Source organism: Phycicoccus endophyticus (genome assembly GCF_011326735.1).
Lineage (GTDB): Bacteria > Actinomycetota > Actinomycetes > Actinomycetales > Dermatophilaceae > Phycicoccus > Phycicoccus endophyticus.
On the sequence record NZ_JAANCN010000001.1, the window covers coordinates 1 to 21,800 of the forward strand.

A 21,800-nucleotide genomic window follows, 5' to 3' on the forward strand; every position below is an offset into this window, starting at 1 on the left:
GCCGGCCGTGGTGTCCTCCCGGCCGTCGTCCTCGCCGCCGTTCGCGTCGTCCGCCGCGCTCGGCTGCTCGGCGGAGGCCTCCGGCGGGGTCTGCGCACCGCCGTCGGTGGGGGTGTCGGCCGAGGCGGCGCCGTCCGGGTCCGGCGGCGCGGGCGGCCCGGGCCCGTCGTCCTGCGGGCCCTCGCCGCCGGGGTCGGGCGGCTCGGGGTCGTCCTCGAGGTCCTCGAGCAGCCGGTCGAGCAGGCCCTCGTCGAGTCCGGGCGCGTCGAACGGGTTGCGCCGGCGGCGGTGGGGGAGGGAGAGGCGGGCGGCCGCCCGCACGTCGGCCCGGGTCACCCGGGTGCGGCCGTGCCAGGCGGCGTGCGCCTTCGCCGCCCGGGCGGTGACGATGTCGGCCCGCATCCCGTCGACGTCGAAGCCGGCGCAGACCCGGGCGATGGCCGCGAGCGCGGCATCGGTGAGCTCGACGTCGCCGACGGCCTCGCGGGCGGCGGCGACCCGCCGCGCGAGGTCGGCCTGGGCCGGCGCGTAGCGCGCCGCGAAGGCTCGCGGGTCCGCGTCGAAGGCGAGCCGGCGGCGGACGACCTCGGCCCGCTCGTGCGGCTCACGGCTCGCGGCGACCTCGACGGTCAGGCCGAACCGGTCGAGCAGCTGGGGGCGCAGCTCACCCTCCTCGGGGTTCATCGTCCCGACGAGGACGAGGTCGGCCGCGTGGCTCACCGAGACCCCGTCGCGCTCGACACTCGTGCGGCCCATCGCCGCGGCGTCGAGCAGCAGGTCGACGAGGTGGTCGTGCAGGAGGTTGACCTCGTCGACGTACAGCAGCCCCCGGTGGGCGGCCGCGAGCAGACCGGGCTGGAAGGTCGCGCGGCCCTCGCCGAGCGCGCGGCCGAGGTCGAGGGAGCCGACGACCCGGTCCTCGGTGGCACCGACGGGCAGCTCGACGAGCCGGGCCGGACGCTGCTCGACGGGGGCGTCGGCCGCGTGCGGGCCGTCGGGGCAGCCGGGGTCCGGCGCGTGCGGGTCGCAGGCGAACCGGCATCCGGCGACGACCCGCTGGGCGGGCAGCAGGTCCACGAGCGCGCGGACGATCGTCGACTTGGCCGTCCCCTTCTCCCCACGCACGAGGACGCCGCCGACCGACGGGGAGACGGTGGTCAGGACGAGGGCTAGGGCCAGGTCGTCGGAACCGACGACGGCGGAGAACGGGTAGCGGACCACGGGGTGACGGACTCCTCCTGCGGCGAGTGACCACGCTCGCCCGAGCGACGGACGCCGCCGGTGTCGCGCGGCGGCGGGCCGACGCGACGTCCTGGCTCTCCCCGGGGGGATGACAGTGGCGGGACCGCTCCGGACTCTCACCGGATTCCTCGCGTCGGCCGGGGACATCATGGCACGGGCGCCGACCGCGCGCCGGGGGCCGGCCGCCGCGGCCTACGCTGAGCGCCGTGATCGACGTCGTCGGGGTCCCCGCGGACGGGCCGGAGGCCCTGCCGCCCGCGATCCGCGCCCTCGTGCGGGACGCCCGCGTCCTCCTCGGCTCGCCCCGCCTGCTCGGGCTGCTCGGGCCGCAGGACCCGGCCGACCGCCGGCCGTGGCCGGCGCCGCTCGCCACGGGGCTGCCCCGGCTGCTCGCCGACGTCGCCGGTGAGGGCGTCGTCGCGCTCGCCAGCGGCGACCCGATGGTCTCGGGCATCGGCACCACCCTCGTGCGCCACCTCGGGGCCGAGGCGGTGCGCATCCACCCGGCCGTCTCGTCGGTCGCGCTCGCGCGCGCGGCGATGCGCTGGTCGGCCGAGGAGGCGCGCGTCGTCGGCCTCGTGTCGGCACCGCCCGCCGCGCTCGTGCCCCACCTGGCGCCCGGTGCCCGGCTGCTCGTGCTGTCGGCGGACGAGACCACCCCTCTCGCGCTCGCGCGCCTGCTCGTGCAGCACGGGTGTGGGCGGGCCGAGCTCACCGTCCTCGGCGACCTCGGTGCGCCCTCCCAGAGCCGGCACGAGGTGACCGCGGAGGCCCTCGTGGCCTCCCCGCGGCCGCTGCCGCGGCTCCACGTGCTCGCGGTCCGGCTGCCGGACGACGTCGGCCTGCCCGGTACCGCCCCCGGCCTGCCCGACGACGCCTTCGCGCACGACGGCCAGCTGACCAAGGCCGAGCTGCGCGCGCTCGCCGTCTGCGCCCTGCGTCCACTGCCCGGACAGCTGCTGTGGGACCTCGGTGCCGGGGCCGGCTCGGTGGCCGTGGAGTGGTGCCGGTCCGCGGACCGCGCGCGGGCGCTCGCCGTGGAGCGCGACCCCCGGCGAGCAGAACGCATCCGGGAGAACGCGGCCCGGCACGGGGTCCCCGTCCAGGTGGTCGTCGGCGACGTGCAGGGTGCGGTGGCCGGGCTGCCGGAGCCGGGCGCGGTGTTCGTCGGGGGCGGGGCGAGCGAGCCGCTGCTCGAGGCGGCCTGGGCGGCGCTGCGCCCCGGCGGCCGACTCGTCGTGCACGCCGTGACCCTCGGCACCGAGGCGCTGGCCGTGGCCGCCCACGCACGCCACGGTGGTGCGCTGCGCCGGTTCACCGTCGAGCGCGCCGAGCCGCTCGGCCGGCACCTGTCGTGGACCCCGGCCCGGCCCGTCACCCAGTGGTCCGCGACGAAGGAGAGCCCGTGACCGTCCACTTCGTCGGTGCCGGGCCCGGAGCCGCCGACCTGCTCACCCTGCGCGCGGTCCGGCTGCTGCAGGAGAGCCCGGTGTGCCTGTACGCCGGCACCTACCTCGACGCCGAGGTCCTCGCCCACTGCCCGCCGGGGGCCGAGCTCGTCGACACCCAGCGACTCGACCTCGACACGATCACCGCGCATCTCGTCGACGCCCACGCGAGGGGCCTCGACGTCGCCCGGCTGTGCTCGGGCGACCCGTCGCTGTACTCCGCGGTCGCCGAGCAGGGCCGCCGGCTCGACGCGGCCGGTGTGCCCTGGGACGTCACGCCGGGGGTGCCGGCGTACGCGGCGGCGGCGGCGCTCGTCGGGCGCGAGCTCACCGTGCCGGAGGTGGCCCAGACCGTCGTCCTCACCCGGGCCCAGCGGGACTCGACGGCGATGCCCGCCGGGGAGGACCTCGACGCGTACGCCGCCACGGGCGCGACGCTCGTGCTCCACCTCGCCATCCGGCACACCCGAGTCCTCGCCGAGCGGCTCGCCGCGCACTACGGCGCCGACTGCCCGGTCGTCGTCGGTGCCGCCGTGAGCACCCCTCGCGAGGTCGTCATCCGGACGACCCTGGCCGAGGTCGCCGACCGGGTCGAGCAGGCCGGCCTGCGGCAGGCGTCGGTCATCCTCGTCGGGCGCGCCCTCGCCGCGGAGGGGTTCGCCGAGAGCCACCTCTACGGCACGCGGGAGCGGCGCGCCGGGGTGCCGCGCCCGGGCGCCGACCCGACGGGGATCGGGTAGCCTCGCGCCACCAGCGTCTGCGTCGAGGAACCCGGTGAGAGTCCGGGGCGGTCGCGCCACTGTGAGCGGGTCTTCCGCGAGCCAGGAACTCGGGGCGCTGGTCTCGTCATCCGGGACGCGTCATCCCGGGGAAGGGGTGCATCCACATGCACATCGCCGAAGGGTTCCTCCCACCACTGCACGCGGCCGCCTGGACGGTCATCGCCGCACCGTTCGTCGTCCACGGCGCCCGCGAGGTGGGCCGCGTGGCCCGCGAACGGCCCGAGGCGCGGCTGCTGCTCGGCGCCGCCGGGGCGTTCACGTTCGTCCTGTCCGCGCTCAAGCTGCCGTCGGTCACCGGCTCCTCGTCGCACCCGACGGGCACGGGCGTCGGCGCCATCGTCTTCCGGCCACCGGTCATGGCCCTGCTCGGGTCCGTCGTGCTGCTCTTCCAGGCGCTGCTGCTCGCGCACGGCGGCATCACGACCCTCGGGGCCAACGTCTTCTCGATGGCGGTCGTCGGCCCCTGGGCCGGGTACGGCTGCTACCGGTTGCTCCGGCGGGCCCCGCTCGCCGTCGCGGTCTTCGTCGGGGTCGCGGTCGCCGACCTCGCGACGTACGTGACGACCGCGGCCCAGCTCGCGCTCGCCTTCCCCGACCCGGTCTCCGGCCTGCTCGGAGCCTTCGCCCGGTTCTTCGGGATCTTCGCGGTCACCCAGGTGCCGCTCGCGGTCGTCGAGGGCATCCTCGGCGTCGTGCTCGTCCGGGCCCTGCACTCCTGGGCCGGGCCCGAGCTCGAGGGCCTCGGCCGGGTCGGCGCCCGCGAGGAGGGGGTGAGCGTCGATGCGTGAGCGGCGCACCACCATCCTCTTGCTCGCCGTGGCCGTGCTCGTCGTCGTCGGCTGCCTGCTCGTCGCGGGCAACGGCGACTACGGCGGTACCGACGGGGCCGCCACCGACGCGATCACCGCGAGCGACCCGTCCTACCGGCCGTGGTTCTCCCACCTGTGGGCGCCGAACAGCTCCGAGGTGGAGTCCGGGCTGTTCGCCCTCCAGGCCGCCCTCGGGGCGGGGTTCGTCGGCTTCGTCCTCGGCACCCTGCGCGAGCGGTGGCGCGCCCGCACCGCCCGGGCGGAGGCCGGTCGCTGAGATGGCGCGGCTCGCCGTCGACGACGCCGCGTGGGCCAGCCGATGGCGCTCGCGCAGCACCGAGGAGAAGGCACTGCTCGCCCTCGGGCTGCTCCTGATCGCGGTGACGACCGGCTCGGCGCCGGTCGTCACCGCGGTGGCGCTGCTCGCCGTCGGCTGTGCGCTCGCCGGCGCCCGGGTGCCGTGGCGCACGTACCTGCGGGTGCTCCTCGCCCCGGCCGCCTTCGTCCTCCTCGGGGCCGCGAGCGTCGCGGTGACCGTCGGCGACGGCTCGACCGGCGCCGTGTGGTCCGCCGGCCCGGTCGCGGTGACCGACGAGACGCTGGGGCGCGCGCTGCACGTGCTCGGGCGCTCGCTCGCGGCGACCTCGGCGATGGCGCTGCTCGCGACGACGACCCCGGTGGTCGACCTCGTCGCGGGGCTGCGTCGCCTGCGGGTGCCGGACGCGGTCGTCGACGTCGCCGAGCTGACCTACCGGATGCTCTTCCTCCTGCTCGACACGGCGGCGACGGTGCGCGAGGCGCAGGCGGCCCGGCTCGGCTACTCCGGGGGGCCCGCCGCCCGGCGCTCCCTCGGGATGCTCGGGTCGGTCGTCCTCGTCCGCGCGGCGGGGCGGGCGAGACGGCTGGAGGCCGGGCTCGCCGGTCGTGGCTCGAGCGGGACGCTGCGCACCCTCGCCCCGGCGCGGCCGGTGTCGTGGACGTTCGTCACGCTCTCGGTGACCGTGCTGGCCGCGCTCGCCGCCTGGTCGGTGACCGGGTGACCCACCGGCTGACCCGGCACGAGCCCCCGGCGGTGCCCGCGGTGCTCGCGGCCGCCGGGGTGCACGCGGGCTACCCCGGCGGGCCGGACGTCCTCGACTGCGTGTCGCTCGAGGTCGCGCGGGGGAGGCGGGTCGCGCTGCTCGGGGCCAACGGGTCGGGTAAGACGACGCTGCTGCGCTGCCTCTCGGGGGCCCACCGTCCCGGCGCCGGCGAGGTCCTCGTCGACGGGCGCCCGCTGCGTCACCGGTCGGGCGCGCTGGGGGAGCACCGCCAGCGCGTCCAGCTCGTCCTGCAGGACCCGGACGACCAGCTGTTCTCCGCGGACGTGCGTCGCGACGTGTCCTTCGGCCCGGTCAACCTCGGGCTGCCCGACGCGCAGGTGCGTACCCGGGTCGAGGAGGCCCTCACCGCGCTCGGCGTCGCCCACCTCGCCGACCGGGCGGTGCACCAGCTCTCCTACGGGCAGCGCAAGCGGGTCGCCGTCGCCGGGGCGGTCGCGATGCGTCCGGAGGTCCTCCTCCTCGACGAGCCGACCGCCGGGCTCGACCCGCGCGGCGTGGGCGAGCTGCTGGCGGCCCTGGAGCGTCTCGAGGGGCTCGGCACGACGGTCGTCATGGCGACCCACGACGTCGACCTGGCGTGGTCGTGGGCGGACGAGGTGGCCGTCGTCGTCGACCGGGTCGTGCGCCAGGACGTCCTCGTCAAGGTGCTCACCGACACCGACCTGCTCCGGTCGGCCGGGCTCACCCCTCCGTGGCCGGTACGGCTGCTGCGAGCCCTGGGACGGGAGGTCGACGTCCTCGACCCACCCCGTACCGCCGCCGACGTGGCGGCCCTGCTCGCCTGAGCCGCCGCGGCCCCGGCCCCGGCACACCACACCCGACCGTCCTCCATTTGACCAATAGGTCACGTGAGGCACAGCCGACCGTCCCTGTCGTGACCAATAGGTCACCTCAGGCACAGTCGAGCGTTCCTGTCGTGACCAATAGGTCACCTCAGGCACAGTCGAGCGTTCCTGTCGTGACCTATTGGTCAAATGGAGGACGGGGAGGTGGAGGGGAGCGGGCGGACGGAGCGGGGGGTCCAGACCCGGCCGGCCGGGGTGACCCGGGTGCGGGAGGCGCCGATGACGACGAGGCAGCGCATGTCGACCGTCTCCGGGTCGAGCGCGCCGACGGTGGTGACCCGCAGCTGCTCGCCCGCCCGCCCGACGTCCCGGGCGACGACGAGGACCCGGTCGGGCCCCACCACCTCGCGCACGGCCTCGAGCGCGGCGGCGAGCTGGCCCGGGCGCGAGCGCGAGCGCGGGTTGTACAGGGCCACGACGAGGTCGGCCCGCACGGCCGCGGTGAGCCGCTCGAGCAGCACCTCCCACGGCTTGAGCCGGTCCGAGAGCGAGATGAGCGCGTGGTCCGCCCCGAGCAGCGCGCCGGCGAGCGCCGCGGCGGCGTGCGCGGCGGTGACGCCGGGGACGACGTGGACCGGCACCGACCCGTAGCGCGGGTCCTCGGCGGCCTCGAAGACCGCGGCGGCCATCCCGAAGACCCCGGCGTCGCCGCCGGAGACGACGGCGACCTGCTCCCCGGCCAGTGCGAGCTCGAGAGCCTCACGGGCGCGCTCGACCTCGACGGTGTTGCCGCTGGCGTGCCGGGTCAGGCCCGCGCGCTGGGGAACCCGCGCGACGTAGGGCGCGTAGCCGACCACGTGTGCCACCGCGGCGAGCACCTCGCCGGCCTCCGGAGTCACCCACCGCTGCGGCCCCGGGCCGAGCCCGACGACGTGGACCGTTCCGGTGGCGGAGACCTGGACGGAGGACGCGCAGCCTGCCGAGGGGGAGCCGTCCGGCGCCGTCGAGAGCGGGCCGTCGGCCGCCGCCCGCCCCGCGGCGTCGGCCCGCAGGTCGGCACCCGGGACGACGACGAGGGACATGTACGGGACGGTGCCCGGGTCGACCTCGGCGGCGGGCAGCACCCGCTGCCCCGGCGCGCTGGCCCGCTCGACGTACACCGCCTCCTCGAGCCGGCCGGCCTGGCGCAGCGCCTCGCGCACCGCGGCGAAGGTGCGGCCGAGCTTCATGACGACGGCCGCGTCGGTGTCGGCCAGGCGCCGGGCGAGCTCGGGCACGGGGAGCGTGCCGGGGAGCACGGTGAGGGTGTCCTCGTGCCGGCTCAGGCCCGTCCCGGCGGCCGCGCTGGCCGCCGAGACCGACGTCACCCCGGGCACGACCTCGGTCGGGAACTCCTCGCGCAGGACGTCGTGGACGTACATGAACGAGCCGTAGAAGAGCGGGTCGCCCTCGGCGAGCACGACGACCGAGCGGCCGGCGGCCAGGTGGCCCCGCAGCCGGTGTGCGCACTCGAGGTAGAACTCGGCGAGCGCGCCGTAGTAGCCCCCGTCGTGGTCCGTGGTGCCCGTCGTCACCGGGTAGACGAGCTCCTCCTCGAGCACGTCGTCGCGCAGCTGCCCGGAGGCGATGGCCCGGGCCGTCGAGTCCCGGTGTGCCGCACGGTGGTAGGCGACGACGTCGGCGGAGGAGACGAGAGCGGCGGCCCGCAGCGTCATGAGGTCGGGGTCACCCGGCCCGACCCCGACCCCGTAGAGATGTCCCGGGAGTGCACCGCCGCTCATGCGAGCTCGTCCGGGTCGGCGAGCGCGTTGACCGCGGCGGCGGCCATCGCCGAGCCGCCGCGGCGGCCGTGGACGACCAGCCACGGCACCTGGCCCCCGCCGGGCAGCTCGTGGTGGGCCAGCGCGACCTTCGACTCCGCCGAGCCGACGAAGCCGACGGGCATCCCCACGACCGCCGCCGGGCGCGCGGCACCGTCGAGGAGCATCTCGAGCAGGTGGAACAGGGCCGTCGGGGCGTTCCCGACCGCGACGACGGCCCCGTCGAGCCACGGCTCCCACAGCGAGACCGCCGCGGCGGCGCGGGTCGTCCCCCAGCGGCGCGCGAGGTCGGGCACCGGGGCCTCGCGCAGGGTGCACACGACCTCGTTCTCGGCGGGCAGCCGCCGGCGGGTGATGCCGGCCGCGAGCATGTGCGAGTCGGTGAGCACCGGAGCCCCGTCGTGCAGGGCCGAGCGGGCCGCCCACACGACCTCCGGGTGGGCCGCGAGGTCGGCGACGACGCCGACGTCCCCGGCGGCGTGCGCGACCCGGGTGGCCACGCCGTGCAGGTCGACCGGGAGGGTGGACAGCTCGGCCTCGGACCGGATGGTCGCGAACGAGTGGCGGTAGATCGCCTGGCCGTCGGTCTCGTACTCGTACCGGCGGGTGGGGCGCTCCAGGAGGCTCATGCGCCCTGCGCCCCGAGCCCCGCGAGGACGGCGTCGGCCCCGGCCGGCGCGACGGCGACGAGGTCGCCGGACCGGGCGCCGCACCGTCGGGCGCAGCCGACGACGTGGACCGGGGCGTGGGTGCCACCGGTGCCGGCGTCGAGCCGGCGGACCACCTCGCGCGCGACCGGCAGCGTCTCGGTCTCGCCCTTGGCGCAGTAGGGCGCGCCGACGCAGGCACTGACCCGCGAGGCCGCCGACGGGGCGTCCGGCACGAGCCCGGCCTGTGCGAGGCGTCCGGCCACGGCCGCACCGTCCGGGACGAGGACCGAGCGCCACGGCGTGACGACGACGAAGCGCGCGACGTCCGCGAGGGCGGCGGCGTGCTGCGCGGTGAGGAGCCCGAGCGGCACCCCGGCGACGAGGTCGGCCCCGACGGGACCGGGCGGCAGCGGCGGGGCGAGCGACGGCGAGCACGGGAAGAGCCCGTCCAGGACGGGCGAGTCCGCGGGCAGGTCGCGGACGTTCCACACCCCCTCGGGGGCCGCGGCGAGGAAGGCGTGGGCGACCTCGAGCATCGCCTCGACGGCGTCCTGCGGCGCGACCGGCCGGCCACGGCCGCCGGCGAGCAGGAGGCCCCCCTGCGGGGAGAGCTGCTGGTAGGCGACGTCGTAGGGCTCGGACAGCGGGGAGCCGTGGGCGTCGGCCACGGCGAAGAGGAAGCGCCCGGGGAGGCCGGCGAGCGCCCGGTCGGCACACAGCGCCCGGTCGAGGGCGTGGACGAGCGGCTGCAGGCCGGGGCTGAGCGGCGAGGCGAGGATGTTGCGCACGCGCTCGTGGCTCGCCGAGGGCAGCAGGCCGGTGCCCTCGACGGCGGCGACGAAGGGCTCGGGCAGCGGGTCCGGCAGGCCCCGCAGCTGGAGGTTGCCGCGGCTGGTCAGTTGCACCAGGGGCGCGCCGGTGTCACCGGCCAGCGCGACGAGCCGGCCGAGCACGTCGGTGCGGACGACGCCGCCGGGCACGCGCAGGCGCACGAGCGCACCGTCCTCGGCGACGTGGGGGCGCAGCAGGCCCGGGCAGCGGTCGGCCGCGGGCCGGGCGGGGGTGGTGGACATCGCCGCCAGCGTACGCGCGCCCGCCGGGTAGGCTGCGCGGGTCCGACGTCGGCGGAACCCGGTGCGAGTCCGGGACGGTCCCGCCACTGTGAGCCCCCGGACGGGGGTGAGTCAGGAACGCCGCCGCGGATGCCCGTGGCCGCGCCCCGGGCCCACGCCGACAAGGGGGCGAGGACACCCCCGGAGGAGTCCGCCGTGCCGCGCATCGCGTTGCTCTCGACGTCCGACACCGACCTGCTCTCGGCCCGCGCCAGCGGGGCCGACTTCGTCGTCGCCAACCCCACCCGCCCCGGGCACGCCGACCTCGCCGCGCTGCTGGAGTCGGCCGACGTCGTCGTCGCCCGCATCCTCGGGACGCCCGAGGACCTGTGCTCCGGCTTCGCCCGGATCCGGCAGGCCGGGGTCCCCGTGGTCGTCGTCGGCGGCGAGCAGGCGCCCAACGCCCAGCTGATGGCCGAGTCCACGGCGCCCCAGGGGGTGGTCCGCGAGGCCCACGAGTACCTGCGCCACGGCGGTGCCGGCAACCTCGCTCAGCTGCACGCGTTCCTCAGCGACACCCTCCTGCTCACCGGTGAGGGCTTCGAGGCACCGGTCGAGCTGCCCGGCTGGGGCGTCCTGGAGCGTCCCGCCCCGGAACCGTCGGCCACGCCCCGTCCGCGGGTGGGCATCCTCTTCTACCGCGCGCAGTACGCCGCCGGGAACACCGCCTACGTCCACGCCCTCGCCGACGCCGTCGACGCGGCCGGCGGCGTCGGCGAGCCGGTGTTCGCGACCTCCCTGCGCGACGCGCCGGCTGGCCTGCTCGAGCAGCTCGCCACCTACGACGCGGTCGTCACCACCGTGCTCGCCGCCGGTGGGTCCCGCCCGGCCAGCGCGTCCGCCGGGGGTGAGGACGAGGCCTGGGACGTCGCCCGGCTGGCCGCCCTCGACGTGCCGCTGCTCCAGGGGCTGTGCCTCACGTGGAGCCGGGCGCAGTGGGCTGCGGCGGCCGACGGCATGTCCCCGCTCGACGTCGCCACCCAGGTCGCGATCCCGGAGTTCGACGGGCGCGTGGTCACGGTCCCGTTCTCCTTCAAGGAGACCGACGAGGAGGGACTCGCCCGGTACGTCGCCGACCCCGAGCGGTGCGCCCGCGTGGCCGGCATCGCCCTCGGCCACGCCCGGCTGCGGCACGTGCCCCCGGCGAAGCGCAAGGTGGCCGTCGTGCTGTCGGCCTACCCGACGAAGCACTCCCGCATCGGCAACGCCGTCGGCCTCGACACCCCGGTGTCGACCGTGCGCCTGCTGCGGATGATGCGCGCGGCCGGCTACGACCTCGGTGAGCCCGGGGCGGTGCCGGGGCTGGACCCGCTGCCTCCGGTCGAGGGTGAGGCGCCGGACACGACGGCGGGCAACGCGCTCGTCCACGCCCTGATCGCCGCCGGCGGCCAGGACCCGGAGTGGCTCACCGAGACCCAGCTGACCGAGCACCACGTCCGCATCCCGGCCGCCCGCTACCGGGAGTGGTTCGAGCGCTTCCCCCAGGACCTGCGCGACGCCGTCACGCAGGCCTGGGGCGAGGCCCCCGGCGAGGTCTTCGTCGACCACAGCGGGGCGGAGCCGGCGATCGTCACCGCGGCGCTGCGGGCCGGCAACGTCGTCGTCCTCGTCCAGCCGCCGCGGGGGTTCGGCGAGAACCCCATCGCGATCTACCACGACCCTGACCTTGCGCCGAGCCACCACTACCTCGCGACGTACCGGTGGCTGGAGGAGGAGTTCGGGGCCCACGCCGTGGTCCACATGGGCAAGCACGGCAACCTGGAGTGGCTGCCCGGGAAGAACCTCGCGATGTCGGCCTCGTGCGGCACCGACGCCGCCCTCGGCAGCCTCCCGCTGGTCTACCCCTTCCTCGTCAACGACCCCGGCGAGGGGACCCAGGCCAAGCGCCGGGCGCACGCCACCGTCGTCGACCACCTCGTCCCGCCGATGGCCCGTGCCGAGTCCTACGGGGACATCGCGCGCCTCGAGCAGCTGCTCGACGAGTACGGCAACGTCTCGGTCATGGACCCGGCCAAGGCGCCGGCGCTGCGCGGTGAGATCTGGACCCTCATCCAGGCCGCGCAGCTGCACCACGACCTCGGCATCGAGGAGCGCCCGGACGAGGAGACCTTCGACGACTTCGTCATGCACGTCGACGGTTGGCTGTGCGAGGTCAAGGACGTCCAGATCCGCGACGGCCTGCACGTCCTCGGGCAGCCGCCGGAGGGGCAGGCGCTGGTCGACCTCGTCCTGGCCGTCCTGCGCGCCACGCAGGTGTTCGGCGGTCGCCGCGGCGCGGTCCCGGGCCTGCGGACGGCGCTCGGGCTGGCCGAGGGTGCCTCGAGCACGGCACGCACCGACGAGGTCGAGGCCCGCGCCCGGGAGCTCGTCGAGGCGCTCGCCGGGGCCGGCTGGGACGCCGGGTCCGTCCCGGCGCTCGTCGCCGGCTCGCTCGGCGAGCCGGACCCCGGCGTCGAGGCGTCGCTGACCTTCGCCTGCGAGGAGGTCGTACCCCGCCTGCGCCGGACCACCGACGAGCTGGCGATGGTCCTGCACGCGCTCGAGGGTGGGTACGTCCCCGCCGGGCCCTCCGGGTCGCCGTTGCGCGGTCTCGTCAACGTCCTGCCGACCGGCCGCAACTTCTACTCGGTCGACCCCAAGGCCATCCCCTCGCGGCTCGCCTACGAGACCGGGACGGCGATGGCCGACTCCCTCCTCGCGCGCTACCGGGAGGACCACGGCGGCGTGCCGCAGTCGGTCGGCCTCTCGGCCTGGGGCACCTCGGCGATGCGCACCTCGGGTGACGACCTTGGCGAGGTGCTCGCGCTCCTCGGCGTCACCCCGGTCTGGGACGAGCAGTCGCGCCGGGTCGTCGGGCTCGAGGCCATCGCGCTCGAGGAGCTCGGCCGGCCGCGGGTGGACGTCACGGTGCGGATCTCGGGGTTCTTCCGGGACGCCTTCCCGCACGTCGTCGACCTGCTCGACGACGCCGTCGCGCTCGTCGTCGGCCTGGAGGAGCCGCTGGAGCTGAACCACCCCCGTGCGCACGCCCTGGCCGACGAGGCCGAGCACGGCGACGCGCGCCGCGCGCGCACCCGCATCTTCGGCTCCAAGCCCGGCTCGTACGGCGCGGGCGTCCTCGAGGTGCTCGAGCAGGGCAGCTGGCGCGACGACGCGGACCTCGCGGAGGTCTACACCGCCTGGGGCGGGTTCGCCTACGGCCGCGACCTCGACGGCGCACCGGCGCGCGAGGACATGGAGCGCAGCTACCGGCGCATCCAGGTCGCGGCGAAGAACGTCGACAACCGCGAGTCGGACATCCTCGACTCCGACGACTACTTCCAGTACCACGGCGGCATGGTCGCGACGGTGCGGGCGCTCACCGGCACGGCCCCGACGGCCTACGTCGGCGACTCGACGACGCCCGACCTCGTGCGCACCCGCACGCTGCACGAGGAGACCAGCAGGGTGTTCCGGGCCCGCGTGGTCAACCCGCGGTGGGTCGCGGCGATGCGCAGGCACGGGTACAAGGGCGCCTTCGAGCTGGCCGCCACGGTGGACTACCTCTTCGGCTTCGACGCCACGACCGGGGTCGTCGAGGACTGGATGTACGACCGGGTCGCACGCGAGTACGTCACCGACGAGGAGACCCAGGCCTTCCTGCGGCACGCCAACCCGTGGGCGCTGCGCGGCATCGTCGAGAAGCTCTCCGAGGCCGCCGACCGGGGCCTGTGGCAGGAGCCCGACCCCGGGCTGCTCGCCGAGATGCACCGGGTGTACCTCGAGGTCGAGGGTGACATCGAAGCCGGTCAGGAGGCCTGAGGTGGCCCGTGTGCCCACGGCGCCGGGGTCGCCCACGCCGGAGCCGGCCGGCCCGGCCTACCGCCGGCCCGTCCCGCTCGTCGGGGACGACTCGAGCGCGGCCGCCCGGGCCGCGGCCCCGGACGGCTGGGCGATGGGCGAGGACGTCGTCGCCGCGCTCGGGCGGGTCGTCGCGGGCCGGCGGGACATCCGCCGCTTCCGTCCCGACCCGGTGCCCGAGCCGCTGCTCACGGCGGTGCTCGAGGCGGGGCACCGCGCCCCGAGCGTCGGGCACTCCCAGCCCTGGCGCTTCGTCGTCGTCCGGGACGCCGGCACGCGCGACCGGGCGGCGGCCCTGGCCGACGCGGCCCGCCTGCGCCAGGCGGAGGGGCTCACCGAGGACCGCGCCGCCCGGCTGCTCGACCTCAAGCTCGAGGGGCTGCGCGAGGCGCCGGTCGGCGTCGTCGTGGCGTGTGACCGCCGCACCCCGGCCGCCGGGGTGCTCGGGCGCGCGACGTTCCCCGACACCGACCTGTGGTCGTGCGCGACGGCGGTGCAGAACATGTGGCTCACGGCCCGGGCGCTCGGGCTCGGGATGGGGTGGGTGACGCTCTTCGAGCCGGCCGACCTCGCCGGGCTGCTCGGCCTGCCCGACGGCGTCGAGACGCTCGGCTGGCTGTGCCTGGGCTGGCCGGACGAGCGGCCGCCGGAGCCGGGCCTGCAGCGTGCGGCCTGGTCGACGCGGGCACCGCTGGCGGACGTCGTGCTCGAGGAGCGGTGGCCGGCGGAGGGGGAGGGGCCGACGGCTCCGGTCTCGCACCTGCGGGGCCCGTCGTCCGCGCGGCTGGTCGGGGCGACGGACGCGGCGGACGCCCAGCTCGCCGCCCCCGAGGCGCTCGGGGTGCTCGACCGGGTCGTGGCCCGGGTGCGGGCGCTCGGTGCGGGCGAGGTGCGGGGCGGGGTGCTCGTGCTGGCCGCCGCCGACCACCCGGTGGCCGGGCTCGGCGTCAGCGCGTTCCCCTCGTCGGTGACCCGTGACGTGGCGCTCGCCGCGGTGGCCGGTGAGTCGGCGGGGGCGCTCGCGGCCCGTGGCGCCGGGCTCGGCGTGGTCGTCGTGGACGCGGGGGTGGCCGGTGGCCCGGTCCCGGGCGCGCTCGACGCCCGACCGGCCGCGGCCCGGGGCGACCTGGTCTCCGGCGACGCGCTCGCGGCAGCCGACGTGGACCGGCTCCTCGAGGCGGGGGTCGCGGTCGGCCGGGATGCCGCGGCGTCGGGCCTCGTCGTCCTCGGCGAGGTCGGCATCGGGAACACCACCGTGGCCGCGGCGCTGGCCGCCGCGCTGCTCGGGCTGGGCCCGCACGACGCCGTCGGGCTCGGGGTGGGGGCGGACGCCGGGACCCTGGAGCGCAAGCGCGCCGTCGTGGCCCGTGCGCTGGAGCGGGTCGGCGACGTCTCCTCGCGCTCGGCGCGTCAGCTGCTCGGGGCGCTCGGTGGGGGCGAGGTCGCCCTGCTCACCGGGGTCGTGCTCGGTGCCGCGCGCGCCGGGGCGCCGGTCGTCCTGGACGGGCTCGCCGCGAGCGTGCCGGCCCTGCTGGCGGTCCGGGAGGAGCCGGCGGTGCAGGCCCACCTCGTCGCCGGCCAGCGCAGCCGGGAGGTCGCGCACGCCGCCGTCCTGCGCGAGCTCGGCCTCGAGCCGGTGCTCGCGCTGCGGCTGCGTGCCGGCGAGGGGGTCGGCGGGTCGCTCGCGGCCTCGCTCGTCCTGCAGGCCCTGCGCGTGCGGCAGGCCCTGGCGGTCACCCGCGAGTCCCGCTGACCGCCCGCGCGTCGTCCTCGGGCAGGCTGAGGGCGTAGGTGTCCATGACCCAGCCGTGCCGGGCACGCAGGTCGAGGCGCAGCGCCACCAGCTCCTCGGCGAGGTCGGCCAGGCGCCCGGCCCTCAGCTCCTGCTGGGGCAGACCGAGGTAGGCGCCCCAGTGGACCACGAGGTCCGGTGCCCGCTCGAGCAGCTCCACGCAGCGCAGCCGGGCGTCGAGCATGACGACGACCGTGCCGAGGTCGGGGCGCCACTCCTGGAGGAGCCGCCGGCCGGTGGTGACGTGCACCGGGCCACCGATGCCGTTGAGGACGATGCCGTGCTCGGCCGCGAGCACCTGGAGCGCCGAGATGCCGGGCACGACGTGCACCGTCACCGGGGTCAGCCGTCCGACGGCCCGCACGATGCGGAGGGTGGAGTCGTAGAAGGCCGGGTCGCCCCAGACGAGGAAGCCGACGACGGCGTCCTCGGGCAGGGCGTCGACCACCGCGGCGTACCGCCGGGCGCGCTCGGCGTGCCAGGCGTCGACGCCGGCCCGGTAGGCGGCCGCGTCCCGGCGGGCGTCCGGCCCACGCTCGGGGTCGGGAACGGTGACGACCCGGTAGGTCCCGGGCTCGAGCAGCGCCTCGCACAGCCCCCGGCGCACCGCGACGAGCTCGTCCTTGGCCTCGCCCTTGTCGGCGACGAGGAACACGTCGCACGAGGCCATCGCCGCGGCCGCCTGGGCGGTCACGTGCGCGGGGCTGCCCGGGCCGATGCCGATGACCTGGACGGTGCGGCTCATCGGGCCGCCCCGGGGGCCTGCCGCGCGAGCTCGAGGAGCGCCCCGAGGTCGAGGTGCTCCTCGACGGCGTCCGCGAGGCGCTCGACCATGGCCTCCCGGCGGGCCGCGAACCCCGGCGCCGCGGTGTCGGCCACCCACCGTGAGCCGCTGGCGGCCGCGACCTCGGCGAGCCAGGCGCGCCGGAAGGCGTCGCCCTCGAGGGTGCCGTGCCAGATCGTGCCCCAGACCGCGCCGGCCCGCGTCCCCCCGGGGAAGGCGCCGTCGTCGTCGACGACGCCGTGGTGGATCTCGTACCCCTCGACCGGCAGCCCGTGCCAGGTCGTCGCCGGGCGGGCGAGCACCTTGCGCGGGGAGAACGCGACGTCGGCGGCGAGCAGGCCGAGCCCCTCGACCAGCCCGTCCCGGCTCTCCACCGGGTCGTCGATGGTGCGGCAGAGCATCTGGTAGCCGCCACACACCCCGAGGACCGGCCGCCCGGTCCGTGCGCGCTCGCGCACGACGTCGGCGATCCCGGTGCGCCACAGCCACTGCAGGTCCGAGACGGTCGCGCGGCTCCCCGGCAGGACGACGAGGTCGGCCTCGCGGCAGCGGTCGGGGTCGGTCGTGACCCGCACGTCGACCCCGGGCTCGCAGGCCAGGGCGTCGACGTCGGTGGCGTTCGACGTGCGGGGCAGCCGGACGACGGCGACCTCCAGCCGCTCCGGCGCGGCGTCCGACGGCGGTCGCCAGCGACCCACCGAGAGGGCGTCCTCGCTGTCGATCCACACCTCCTCGAGCCACGGCAGCACACCGACGCACGGCATCCCGGTGCGCTCGGTGACCGTCGCGAGCCCGGGCTCGAGCACCGTGGGGTCGCCCCGGAACTTGTTGACGGCGTAGGCGCGCAGGTGGGCGCGGTCGGCGTCGTCGACGAGGGCCCACGTGCCGTAGAGGGCCGCGAGCACGCCGCCGCGGTCGATGTCGCCGACGAGCACGGCGGGCAGCCCGGCGCGCCGGGCGAGCCCGAGGTTGACGTAGTCGCCCGCGCGCAGGTTGACCTCGGCCGGCGACCCCGCGCCCTCGGCCACGACGAGGTCGACCGAGGCCGCCAGCTCCTCGTAGGCCTCGAACGCCGCCTGCGCCAGGTGGCGCCGCCCGGTGGCGTACTCGCCGGCGCGCAGCCGGCCCGCCGGAGCGCCGCGCACGACGACGAACGCCTCGCGGTCGCTGCCCGGCTTGAGCAGCACGGGGTTGTGCACCGAGGACGCCTCCACCCCGGCGGCCTGACACTGCAGGTACTGGGCCCGCCCGATCTCCGAGCCGTCACGGCAGACCATCGAGTGGTTGGACATGTTCTGCGCCTTGAACGGGGCCACCGCCAGCCCCTGGCGCCGCCACGCCCGGACCAGACCGGTCACGACGAGCGACTTGCCGGCGTCCGAGCTCGTCCCCGCCACCAAGAGCCCAGCCACGGGAGGGAGTCTAGGCGTGCGGCTAGCGTGGGCGGCGTGCCGGCCGACCGCGTCCACCTCGTCCGCCACGGCGAGTCGACGTGGAACCTCCAGCGGCGCCTCCAGGGGCAGACCGCCCACCCGCCGCTCACCGGCCGGGGCCGCGAGCAGGCGGCCCGCGCCGCGGCCACCCTGCGTCGCCTCGTCGCCGGACCGGTACGCCTGCTCTCCAGCGACCTGATCCGGGCCCGGCAGACCGCCGACATCCTCGCCGGGACCCTCGGGGTGGAGGTGCACGAGCGCGCGGAGCTGCGCGAGCAGGCGCTCGGGGCGCTCGAAGGGCGTCTCACCCGCGAGCTGCGGGCGCAGCCGGTGCCCGCGGGCCTGGACGTCACCGAGGTGCGCTGGGGTGGGGGCGAGAGCATCGCCGACGTCCACGCCCGGGTGGGGCTCCTGCTCGCCGAGGTCGCGCTCTGGCCGGTACCCGACATCGTGCTCGTCACCCACGGCGACACCCTGCGCGTCGCGCTCGCCGTGCTCGAGGGCCGGGGCCACCGCGAGGTCGCCTGGGAGGTCGTGGGCAACGGGGAGGTGGTCACCCGGTCCCTCGGCAACCCGTTCGGCACACCGGCACCCGGCCGCTAGACTCGGCGGCACAGGCGTTCGAGCCGTCATCAGCGGCGAGCCTCCGGAAGAACGGGACGGCCCGCCGTCCTCACTAGACCCGGACGTCGGGGTCACGTCACGACCTGGTGCAAGAGCGGTCGCCCCCGGGCGGCAAGCGAGGTGGTACCGCGGTGGTGCCCGGCCGGTGGGCCGGTGCCGTCGTCCTCGGCCCGAGGAGCCGACGACCCGCAGGAGCAGCCCGAGATGACCTACCCGAAGGTGTCCACGACCGGTGACCACACCGGCGAGGCGTTCGGCGTCCCCGCGAGCCCGCGTCTGCCGCAGGTGGAGGAGGCCGTCCTCGCGCACTGGGCGGCCGACGGCACCTTCCGCGCCTCGGTCGACCAGCGCGACCCGGGCGAGCGGGGGGAGAACGAGTTCGTCTTCTACGACGGCCCGCCGTTCGCCAACGGCCTGCCGCACTACGGGCACCTGCTCACCGGCTACGTCAAGGACGTCGTCCCGCGCTACCAGACGATGCGCGGCCGGCGGGTCGAGCGCCGCTTCGGCTGGGACACCCACGGCCTGCCCGCCGAGCTGGAGGCGATGCGGCTGAACGGGATCAAGACGACCGACGAGATCCTCGAGCTCGGCATCGAGAAGTTCAACGCGGCCTGCCGCGACTCGGTCATGACGTACACCGGCGAGTGGCGCGACTACGTCACCCGGCAGGCGCGCTGGGTCGACTTCGACCACGACTACCGCACGATGAACCCCGACTACATGGAGTCGGTCATCTGGGCGTTCAAGTCCCTCTACGACAAGGGATGGGTCTACCAGGGCTTCCGCGTCCTGCCCTACTGCTGGAACGACGAGACGCCGCTGTCGAACCACGAGCTGCGGATGGACGACGACGTCTACCAGAGCCGGCAGGACCCGGCGGTCACCGTCGGCCTCCTGCTCGAGGACACCGGCACCGACCCGGTGCTCGACGGCGCGCACCTGCTCGTGTGGACGACCACGCCGTGGACGCTGCCGAGCAACCTCGCGGCCATGGTCGGCTCGCAGGTCGAGTACGTCGTCGTCGAGGCACCGGTCCCGGGCACGGACGCCCGCGCGCGCTACGTCCTCGCCGAGGCCCGGCTGGCGGCCTACGCGCGTGAGCTGGCCGACGACGAGGGCGAGTTCGCCGTCCTCGGGCGCTACCGCGGCGCCGACCTCGTCGGGCGCACCTACGTCCCGCCGTTCTCCTACTACGCCGGGCACGAGAACGCCTTCCGCGTCGTGGCCGCCGACGACGCGGTGACGACGACCGACGGCTCCGGGGTCGTGCACACCGCCGGCGCGTTCGGCGAGGTCGACAAGGAGGTCACCGACCGGGAGGGCATCGAGGCGGTCATGCCGGTCGGCCGGGACGGCCGGTTCACCGCACCCGTCACCGACTACGAGGGCGTCCACGTCTTCGACGCCAACGCCCTCGTCATCGACCACCTGCGGGCCGCGACCCGCGGCGAGGGGCCCACCGGGTCGGTCTCGCCGGGCACGGTGCTCCTGCGGCGCGAGACCTACGAGCACAGCTACCCGCACTGCTGGCGCTGCCGCGAGCCCCTCATCTACAAGGGCGTCGAGTCGTGGTTCGTCGAGGTCACGGCGTTCAAGGACCGCATGGTCGAGCTGAACCAGCAGATCACCTGGGTGCCCGAGCACGTCAAGGACGGCCAGTTCGGCAAGTGGCTGGAGAACGCGCGCGACTGGTCGATCACCCGTAACCGGTTCTGGGGCAGCCCGGTGCCGGTGTGGACGTCGGACGACCCGCGCTACCCCCGGGTCGACGTCTACGGCTCGTTCGCCGAGATCGAGCGCGACTTCGGCGACCTGCCGCGCGACCGGGACGGCAACCCGGACCTGCACCGGCCGTTCGTCGACGAGCTGACCCGGCCCAACCCCGACGACCCCACCGGGCGCTCGACGATGCGGCGGGTCAGCGACGTGCTCGACGTGTGGTTCGACTCCGGCTCGATGAGCTACGCGCAGGTGCACTACCCCTTCGAGAACGCCGACTGGTTCGCCGGCACCGAGGACGAGGACGCGCACTTCCCGGCCGACTTCATCGTCGAGTACATCGGCCAGACGCGCGGCTGGTTCTACACGCTGCACATCCTCGCGACCGCGCTGTTCGACCGGCCTGCCTTCCGCTCGTGCGTCAGCCACGGGATCGTCCTCGGCAACGACGGCCAGAAGATGAGCAAGTCGCTGCGCAACTACCCGGACGTGCGCGAGGTGTTCGAGCGCGACGGCGCCGACGCCATGCGCTGGTTCCTCATGGCCAGCCCCATCCTGCGCGGGGGCAACCTCGTCGTCACCGAGGAGGGCATCCGCGAGGGGGTCCGCCAGGTGATCCTCCCGCTGTGGAACGTCTGGTACTTCTTCTCGCTGTACGCCAACGCCGCCCGGGGCGGTGCGGGCTACGACGCCCGGTGGTCCACGTCCTCGGAGGACCCGCTCGACCGGTACCTGCTCGCCAAGCTGCACGACCTCGTCGGCACGGTCACCGGGCAGATGGATGCCTACGACGTGCCGGGTGCGTGCGACTCGGTGCGCTCGTTCGTCGACGTCCTCACCAACTGGTACATCCGGCGCTCGCGAGAGCGCTTCTGGGACACCGGGTCCGGCTCATCGGATGCGGCCGGTCCGGCGTTCGACACGCTGTACACGGCGCTCGAGGTGCTGACCCGGCTCGCGGCGCCGCTGCTGCCGCTGGTCACCGAGGAGGTCTGGCGCGGGCTCACCGGCGGTCGGTCCGTGCACCTCGCCGACTGGCCGGACGCCACCGACCTGCCCGCCGACGACGCCCTCGTCGCCGCGATGGACCAGGTGCGGGCGGTGTGCTCGACCGGCTCCTCGCTGCGCAAGGCCGAGGGGCTGCGGGTGCGGCTGCCGCTGCGCGAGCTGACCGTCGTCACCGCCGACCCGGCGGGCGTCGAGCCGTTCACCGGCATCGTGCGCGACGAGCTGAACGTCAAGGCGGTCAACTTGGTCTCTACTACTGAGGCGGAAGAGACAGGTCTTGTGCGGCAGCGCCTCGTCGTAAATGCGCGGGCAGCTGGCCCTCGGCTTGGGCGGGATGTCCAGAAGGCAATCACCTCGAGCAAGGCTGGTGATTGGTCCGTCGATGCGGATGGTGAGGTTGTCGCAGGTGGGATTCGTCTCAAGACTGGTGAGTTCGACCTCGTGGTGGAAGTGGAAGAGCAAGCCTTCTCATTCCGCATAGCTCCCGTCGACGATGTTCCGGGAATCAAGTCCAGCCGCACGGCGTCGCTGCCAGGCGGCGGGTTCGTCGTCCTCGACACCACGGTGACCCCCGAGCTGGCCCGCGAGGGCCTCGCTCGCGACCTCGTGCGCGCCGTGCAGCAGGCCCGCAAGGACGCCGGCCTGGACGTCTCGGACCGGATCCTCCTCGAGGTCTCCGGTGACGGCGAGGTCGAGGCCGCGCTCGAGGCCCACGGCGGCCTCGTCGCGGGGGAGACCCTCGCCGAGGAGGTCGCGCCACTCGTCACGCCCGACGGCGAGCGCGTCGCCGTCGTCACCGTCGGCGAGGGCCACAAGGCACACGTGCGGGTGACCCGGCGCTGACCC

16 protein-coding genes and 3 riboswitches are annotated in these 21,800 nt (G+C 76.0%); of the genes, 10 read left to right on the plus strand and 6 right to left on the minus strand.

Features of this window, described 5'->3' with window-relative positions:
• Nucleotides 1–1,221: magnesium chelatase ATPase subunit I (locus G8D98_RS00005; RefSeq protein ID WP_166097480.1), on the minus strand; the 1,221-nt coding region annotated here is incomplete at its 3' end.
• Nucleotides 1,222–1,309: 88 nt separating this feature from the next.
• Nucleotides 1,310–1,370: riboswitch (cobalamin riboswitch) on the minus strand.
• Nucleotides 1,371–1,448: 78 nt separating this feature from the next.
• Here G8D98_RS00005 and cbiE point away from each other — a divergent pair.
• The 6 genes from cbiE to G8D98_RS00035 all read left to right on the plus strand — a co-directional run bounded on the left by cbiE (nucleotide 1,449) and on the right by G8D98_RS00035 (nucleotide 6,169).
• Nucleotides 1,449–2,651, plus strand: a complete 1,203-nt coding sequence (cbiE, locus tag G8D98_RS00010) for a precorrin-6y C5,15-methyltransferase (decarboxylating) subunit CbiE (RefSeq protein WP_205859654.1) — start codon at nucleotides 1,449–1,451, stop codon at nucleotides 2,649–2,651.
• The gene (locus G8D98_RS00015; protein WP_166097494.1) at nucleotides 2,648–3,430 is read left to right on the plus strand and encodes a cobalt-precorrin-4/precorrin-4 C(11)-methyltransferase; all 783 of its coding nucleotides are present in this window, start codon (nucleotides 2,648–2,650) and stop codon (nucleotides 3,428–3,430) included. The genes cbiE and G8D98_RS00015 overlap by 4 nt, the downstream gene beginning before the upstream one ends.
• Nucleotides 3,427–3,544: riboswitch (cobalamin riboswitch) on the plus strand. It overlaps the preceding gene by 4 nt.
• Nucleotides 3,545–3,576: 32 nt before the next feature.
• Complete coding sequence (locus G8D98_RS00020; RefSeq protein WP_166097496.1) at nucleotides 3,577–4,260, plus strand: energy-coupling factor ABC transporter permease; 684 nt, start codon at nucleotides 3,577–3,579, stop codon at nucleotides 4,258–4,260.
• On the plus strand, nucleotides 4,253–4,558 hold the full coding sequence (locus tag G8D98_RS00025) for an energy-coupling factor ABC transporter substrate-binding protein (protein WP_166097498.1): 306 nt from the start codon (nucleotides 4,253–4,255) through the stop codon (nucleotides 4,556–4,558). Before G8D98_RS00020 ends, G8D98_RS00025 begins: the two co-directional genes overlap by 8 nt.
• Before the next feature lies 1 nt (nucleotide 4,559).
• Nucleotides 4,560–5,321, plus strand: coding sequence for a cobalt ECF transporter T component CbiQ (gene cbiQ, locus G8D98_RS00030; RefSeq protein ID WP_166097500.1), 762 nt, complete (start codon nucleotides 4,560–4,562; stop codon nucleotides 5,319–5,321).
• A complete protein-coding gene (locus tag G8D98_RS00035; protein ID WP_205859655.1) occupies nucleotides 5,318–6,169 on the plus strand; it encodes an energy-coupling factor ABC transporter ATP-binding protein in 852 nt (283 codons plus the stop codon). Before cbiQ ends, G8D98_RS00035 begins: the two co-directional genes overlap by 4 nt.
• 185 nt (nucleotides 6,170–6,354) lie before the next feature.
• Here G8D98_RS00035 and G8D98_RS00040 read toward each other — a convergent pair whose 3' ends face one another.
• Genes G8D98_RS00040 through G8D98_RS00050 form a run of 3 tightly spaced genes read right to left on the minus strand, consistent with a single transcriptional unit; the run spans nucleotide 6,355 to nucleotide 9,712 of the window.
• On the minus strand, nucleotides 6,355–7,950 hold the full coding sequence (locus tag G8D98_RS00040) for a precorrin-2 C(20)-methyltransferase (RefSeq protein ID WP_166097502.1): 1,596 nt from the start codon (nucleotides 7,948–7,950) through the stop codon (nucleotides 6,355–6,357).
• Nucleotides 7,947–8,618, minus strand: coding sequence for a precorrin-8X methylmutase (locus G8D98_RS00045; protein ID WP_166097505.1), 672 nt, complete (start codon nucleotides 8,616–8,618; stop codon nucleotides 7,947–7,949). The genes G8D98_RS00040 and G8D98_RS00045 overlap by 4 nt, the downstream gene beginning before the upstream one ends.
• Entirely contained in the window at nucleotides 8,615–9,712 is a 1,098-nt protein-coding gene (locus G8D98_RS00050) for a cobalamin biosynthesis protein CobG (RefSeq protein ID WP_166097507.1), read from the minus strand. Before G8D98_RS00050 ends, G8D98_RS00045 begins: the two co-directional genes overlap by 4 nt.
• Before the next feature lie 53 nt (nucleotides 9,713–9,765).
• Nucleotides 9,766–9,831, plus strand: a riboswitch (cobalamin riboswitch).
• A 76-nt stretch (nucleotides 9,832–9,907) separates the two neighbouring features.
• Between G8D98_RS00050 and cobN the strand changes: the two genes are divergently transcribed.
• Both cobN and bluB read left to right on the plus strand, forming a co-directional pair.
• Nucleotides 9,908–13,552, plus strand: a complete 3,645-nt coding sequence (gene cobN / locus G8D98_RS00055) for a cobaltochelatase subunit CobN (protein WP_166097509.1) — start codon at nucleotides 9,908–9,910, stop codon at nucleotides 13,550–13,552.
• A gap of 1 nt (nucleotide 13,553) precedes the next feature.
• Nucleotides 13,554–15,344, plus strand: a complete 1,791-nt coding sequence (gene bluB / locus G8D98_RS15590; RefSeq protein ID WP_276509383.1) for a 5,6-dimethylbenzimidazole synthase — start codon at nucleotides 13,554–13,556, stop codon at nucleotides 15,342–15,344.
• Here bluB and cobF read toward each other — a convergent pair.
• Nucleotides 15,325–16,128, minus strand: a complete 804-nt coding sequence (gene cobF / locus G8D98_RS00065) for a precorrin-6A synthase (deacetylating) (protein WP_166097511.1) — start codon at nucleotides 16,126–16,128, stop codon at nucleotides 15,325–15,327. The two genes, bluB and cobF, sit on opposite strands and share 20 nt — an antisense overlap.
• The gene (locus G8D98_RS00070; RefSeq protein ID WP_166097513.1) at nucleotides 16,125–17,579 is read right to left on the minus strand and encodes a cobyric acid synthase; all 1,455 of its coding nucleotides are present in this window, start codon (nucleotides 17,577–17,579) and stop codon (nucleotides 16,125–16,127) included. The genes cobF and G8D98_RS00070 overlap by 4 nt, the downstream gene beginning before the upstream one ends.
• A gap of 36 nt (nucleotides 17,580–17,615) precedes the next feature.
• Here G8D98_RS00070 and G8D98_RS00075 point away from each other — a divergent pair, with 36 nt between their 5' ends.
• A complete protein-coding gene (locus G8D98_RS00075; protein WP_166097515.1) occupies nucleotides 17,616–18,203 on the plus strand; it encodes a histidine phosphatase family protein in 588 nt (195 codons plus the stop codon).
• 225 nt (nucleotides 18,204–18,428) lie between these two features.
• The gene (gene ileS / locus G8D98_RS00080; protein ID WP_166097517.1) at nucleotides 18,429–21,797 is read left to right on the plus strand and encodes an isoleucine--tRNA ligase; all 3,369 of its coding nucleotides are present in this window, start codon (nucleotides 18,429–18,431) and stop codon (nucleotides 21,795–21,797) included.
• Nucleotides 21,798–21,800 lie beyond the last annotated feature (3 nt).

Bases quoted from the DNA above. Each gene is read 5' to 3' on its own strand.
- G8D98_RS00020 (WP_166097496.1), top strand. From the start codon at position 3,577: ATGCACATCGCCGAAGGGTTCCTCCCACCACTGCACGCGGCCGCCTGG.
- G8D98_RS00025 (WP_166097498.1), top strand. From the start codon at position 4,253: ATGCGTGAGCGGCGCACCACCATCCTCTTGCTCGCCGTGGCCGTGCTC.
- cbiQ (WP_166097500.1), top strand. From the start codon at position 4,560: ATGGCGCGGCTCGCCGTCGACGACGCCGCGTGGGCCAGCCGATGGCGC.
- G8D98_RS00040 (WP_166097502.1), bottom strand. From the start codon at position 7,950: ATGAGCGGCGGTGCACTCCCGGGACATCTCTACGGGGTCGGGGTCGGG.
- G8D98_RS00045 (WP_166097505.1), bottom strand. From the start codon at position 8,618: ATGAGCCTCCTGGAGCGCCCCACCCGCCGGTACGAGTACGAGACCGAC.
- G8D98_RS00050 (WP_166097507.1), bottom strand. From the start codon at position 9,712: ATGTCCACCACCCCCGCCCGGCCCGCGGCCGACCGCTGCCCGGGCCTG.
- cobF (WP_166097511.1), bottom strand. From the start codon at position 16,128: ATGAGCCGCACCGTCCAGGTCATCGGCATCGGCCCGGGCAGCCCCGCG.
- ileS (WP_166097517.1), top strand. From the start codon at position 18,429: ATGACCTACCCGAAGGTGTCCACGACCGGTGACCACACCGGCGAGGCG.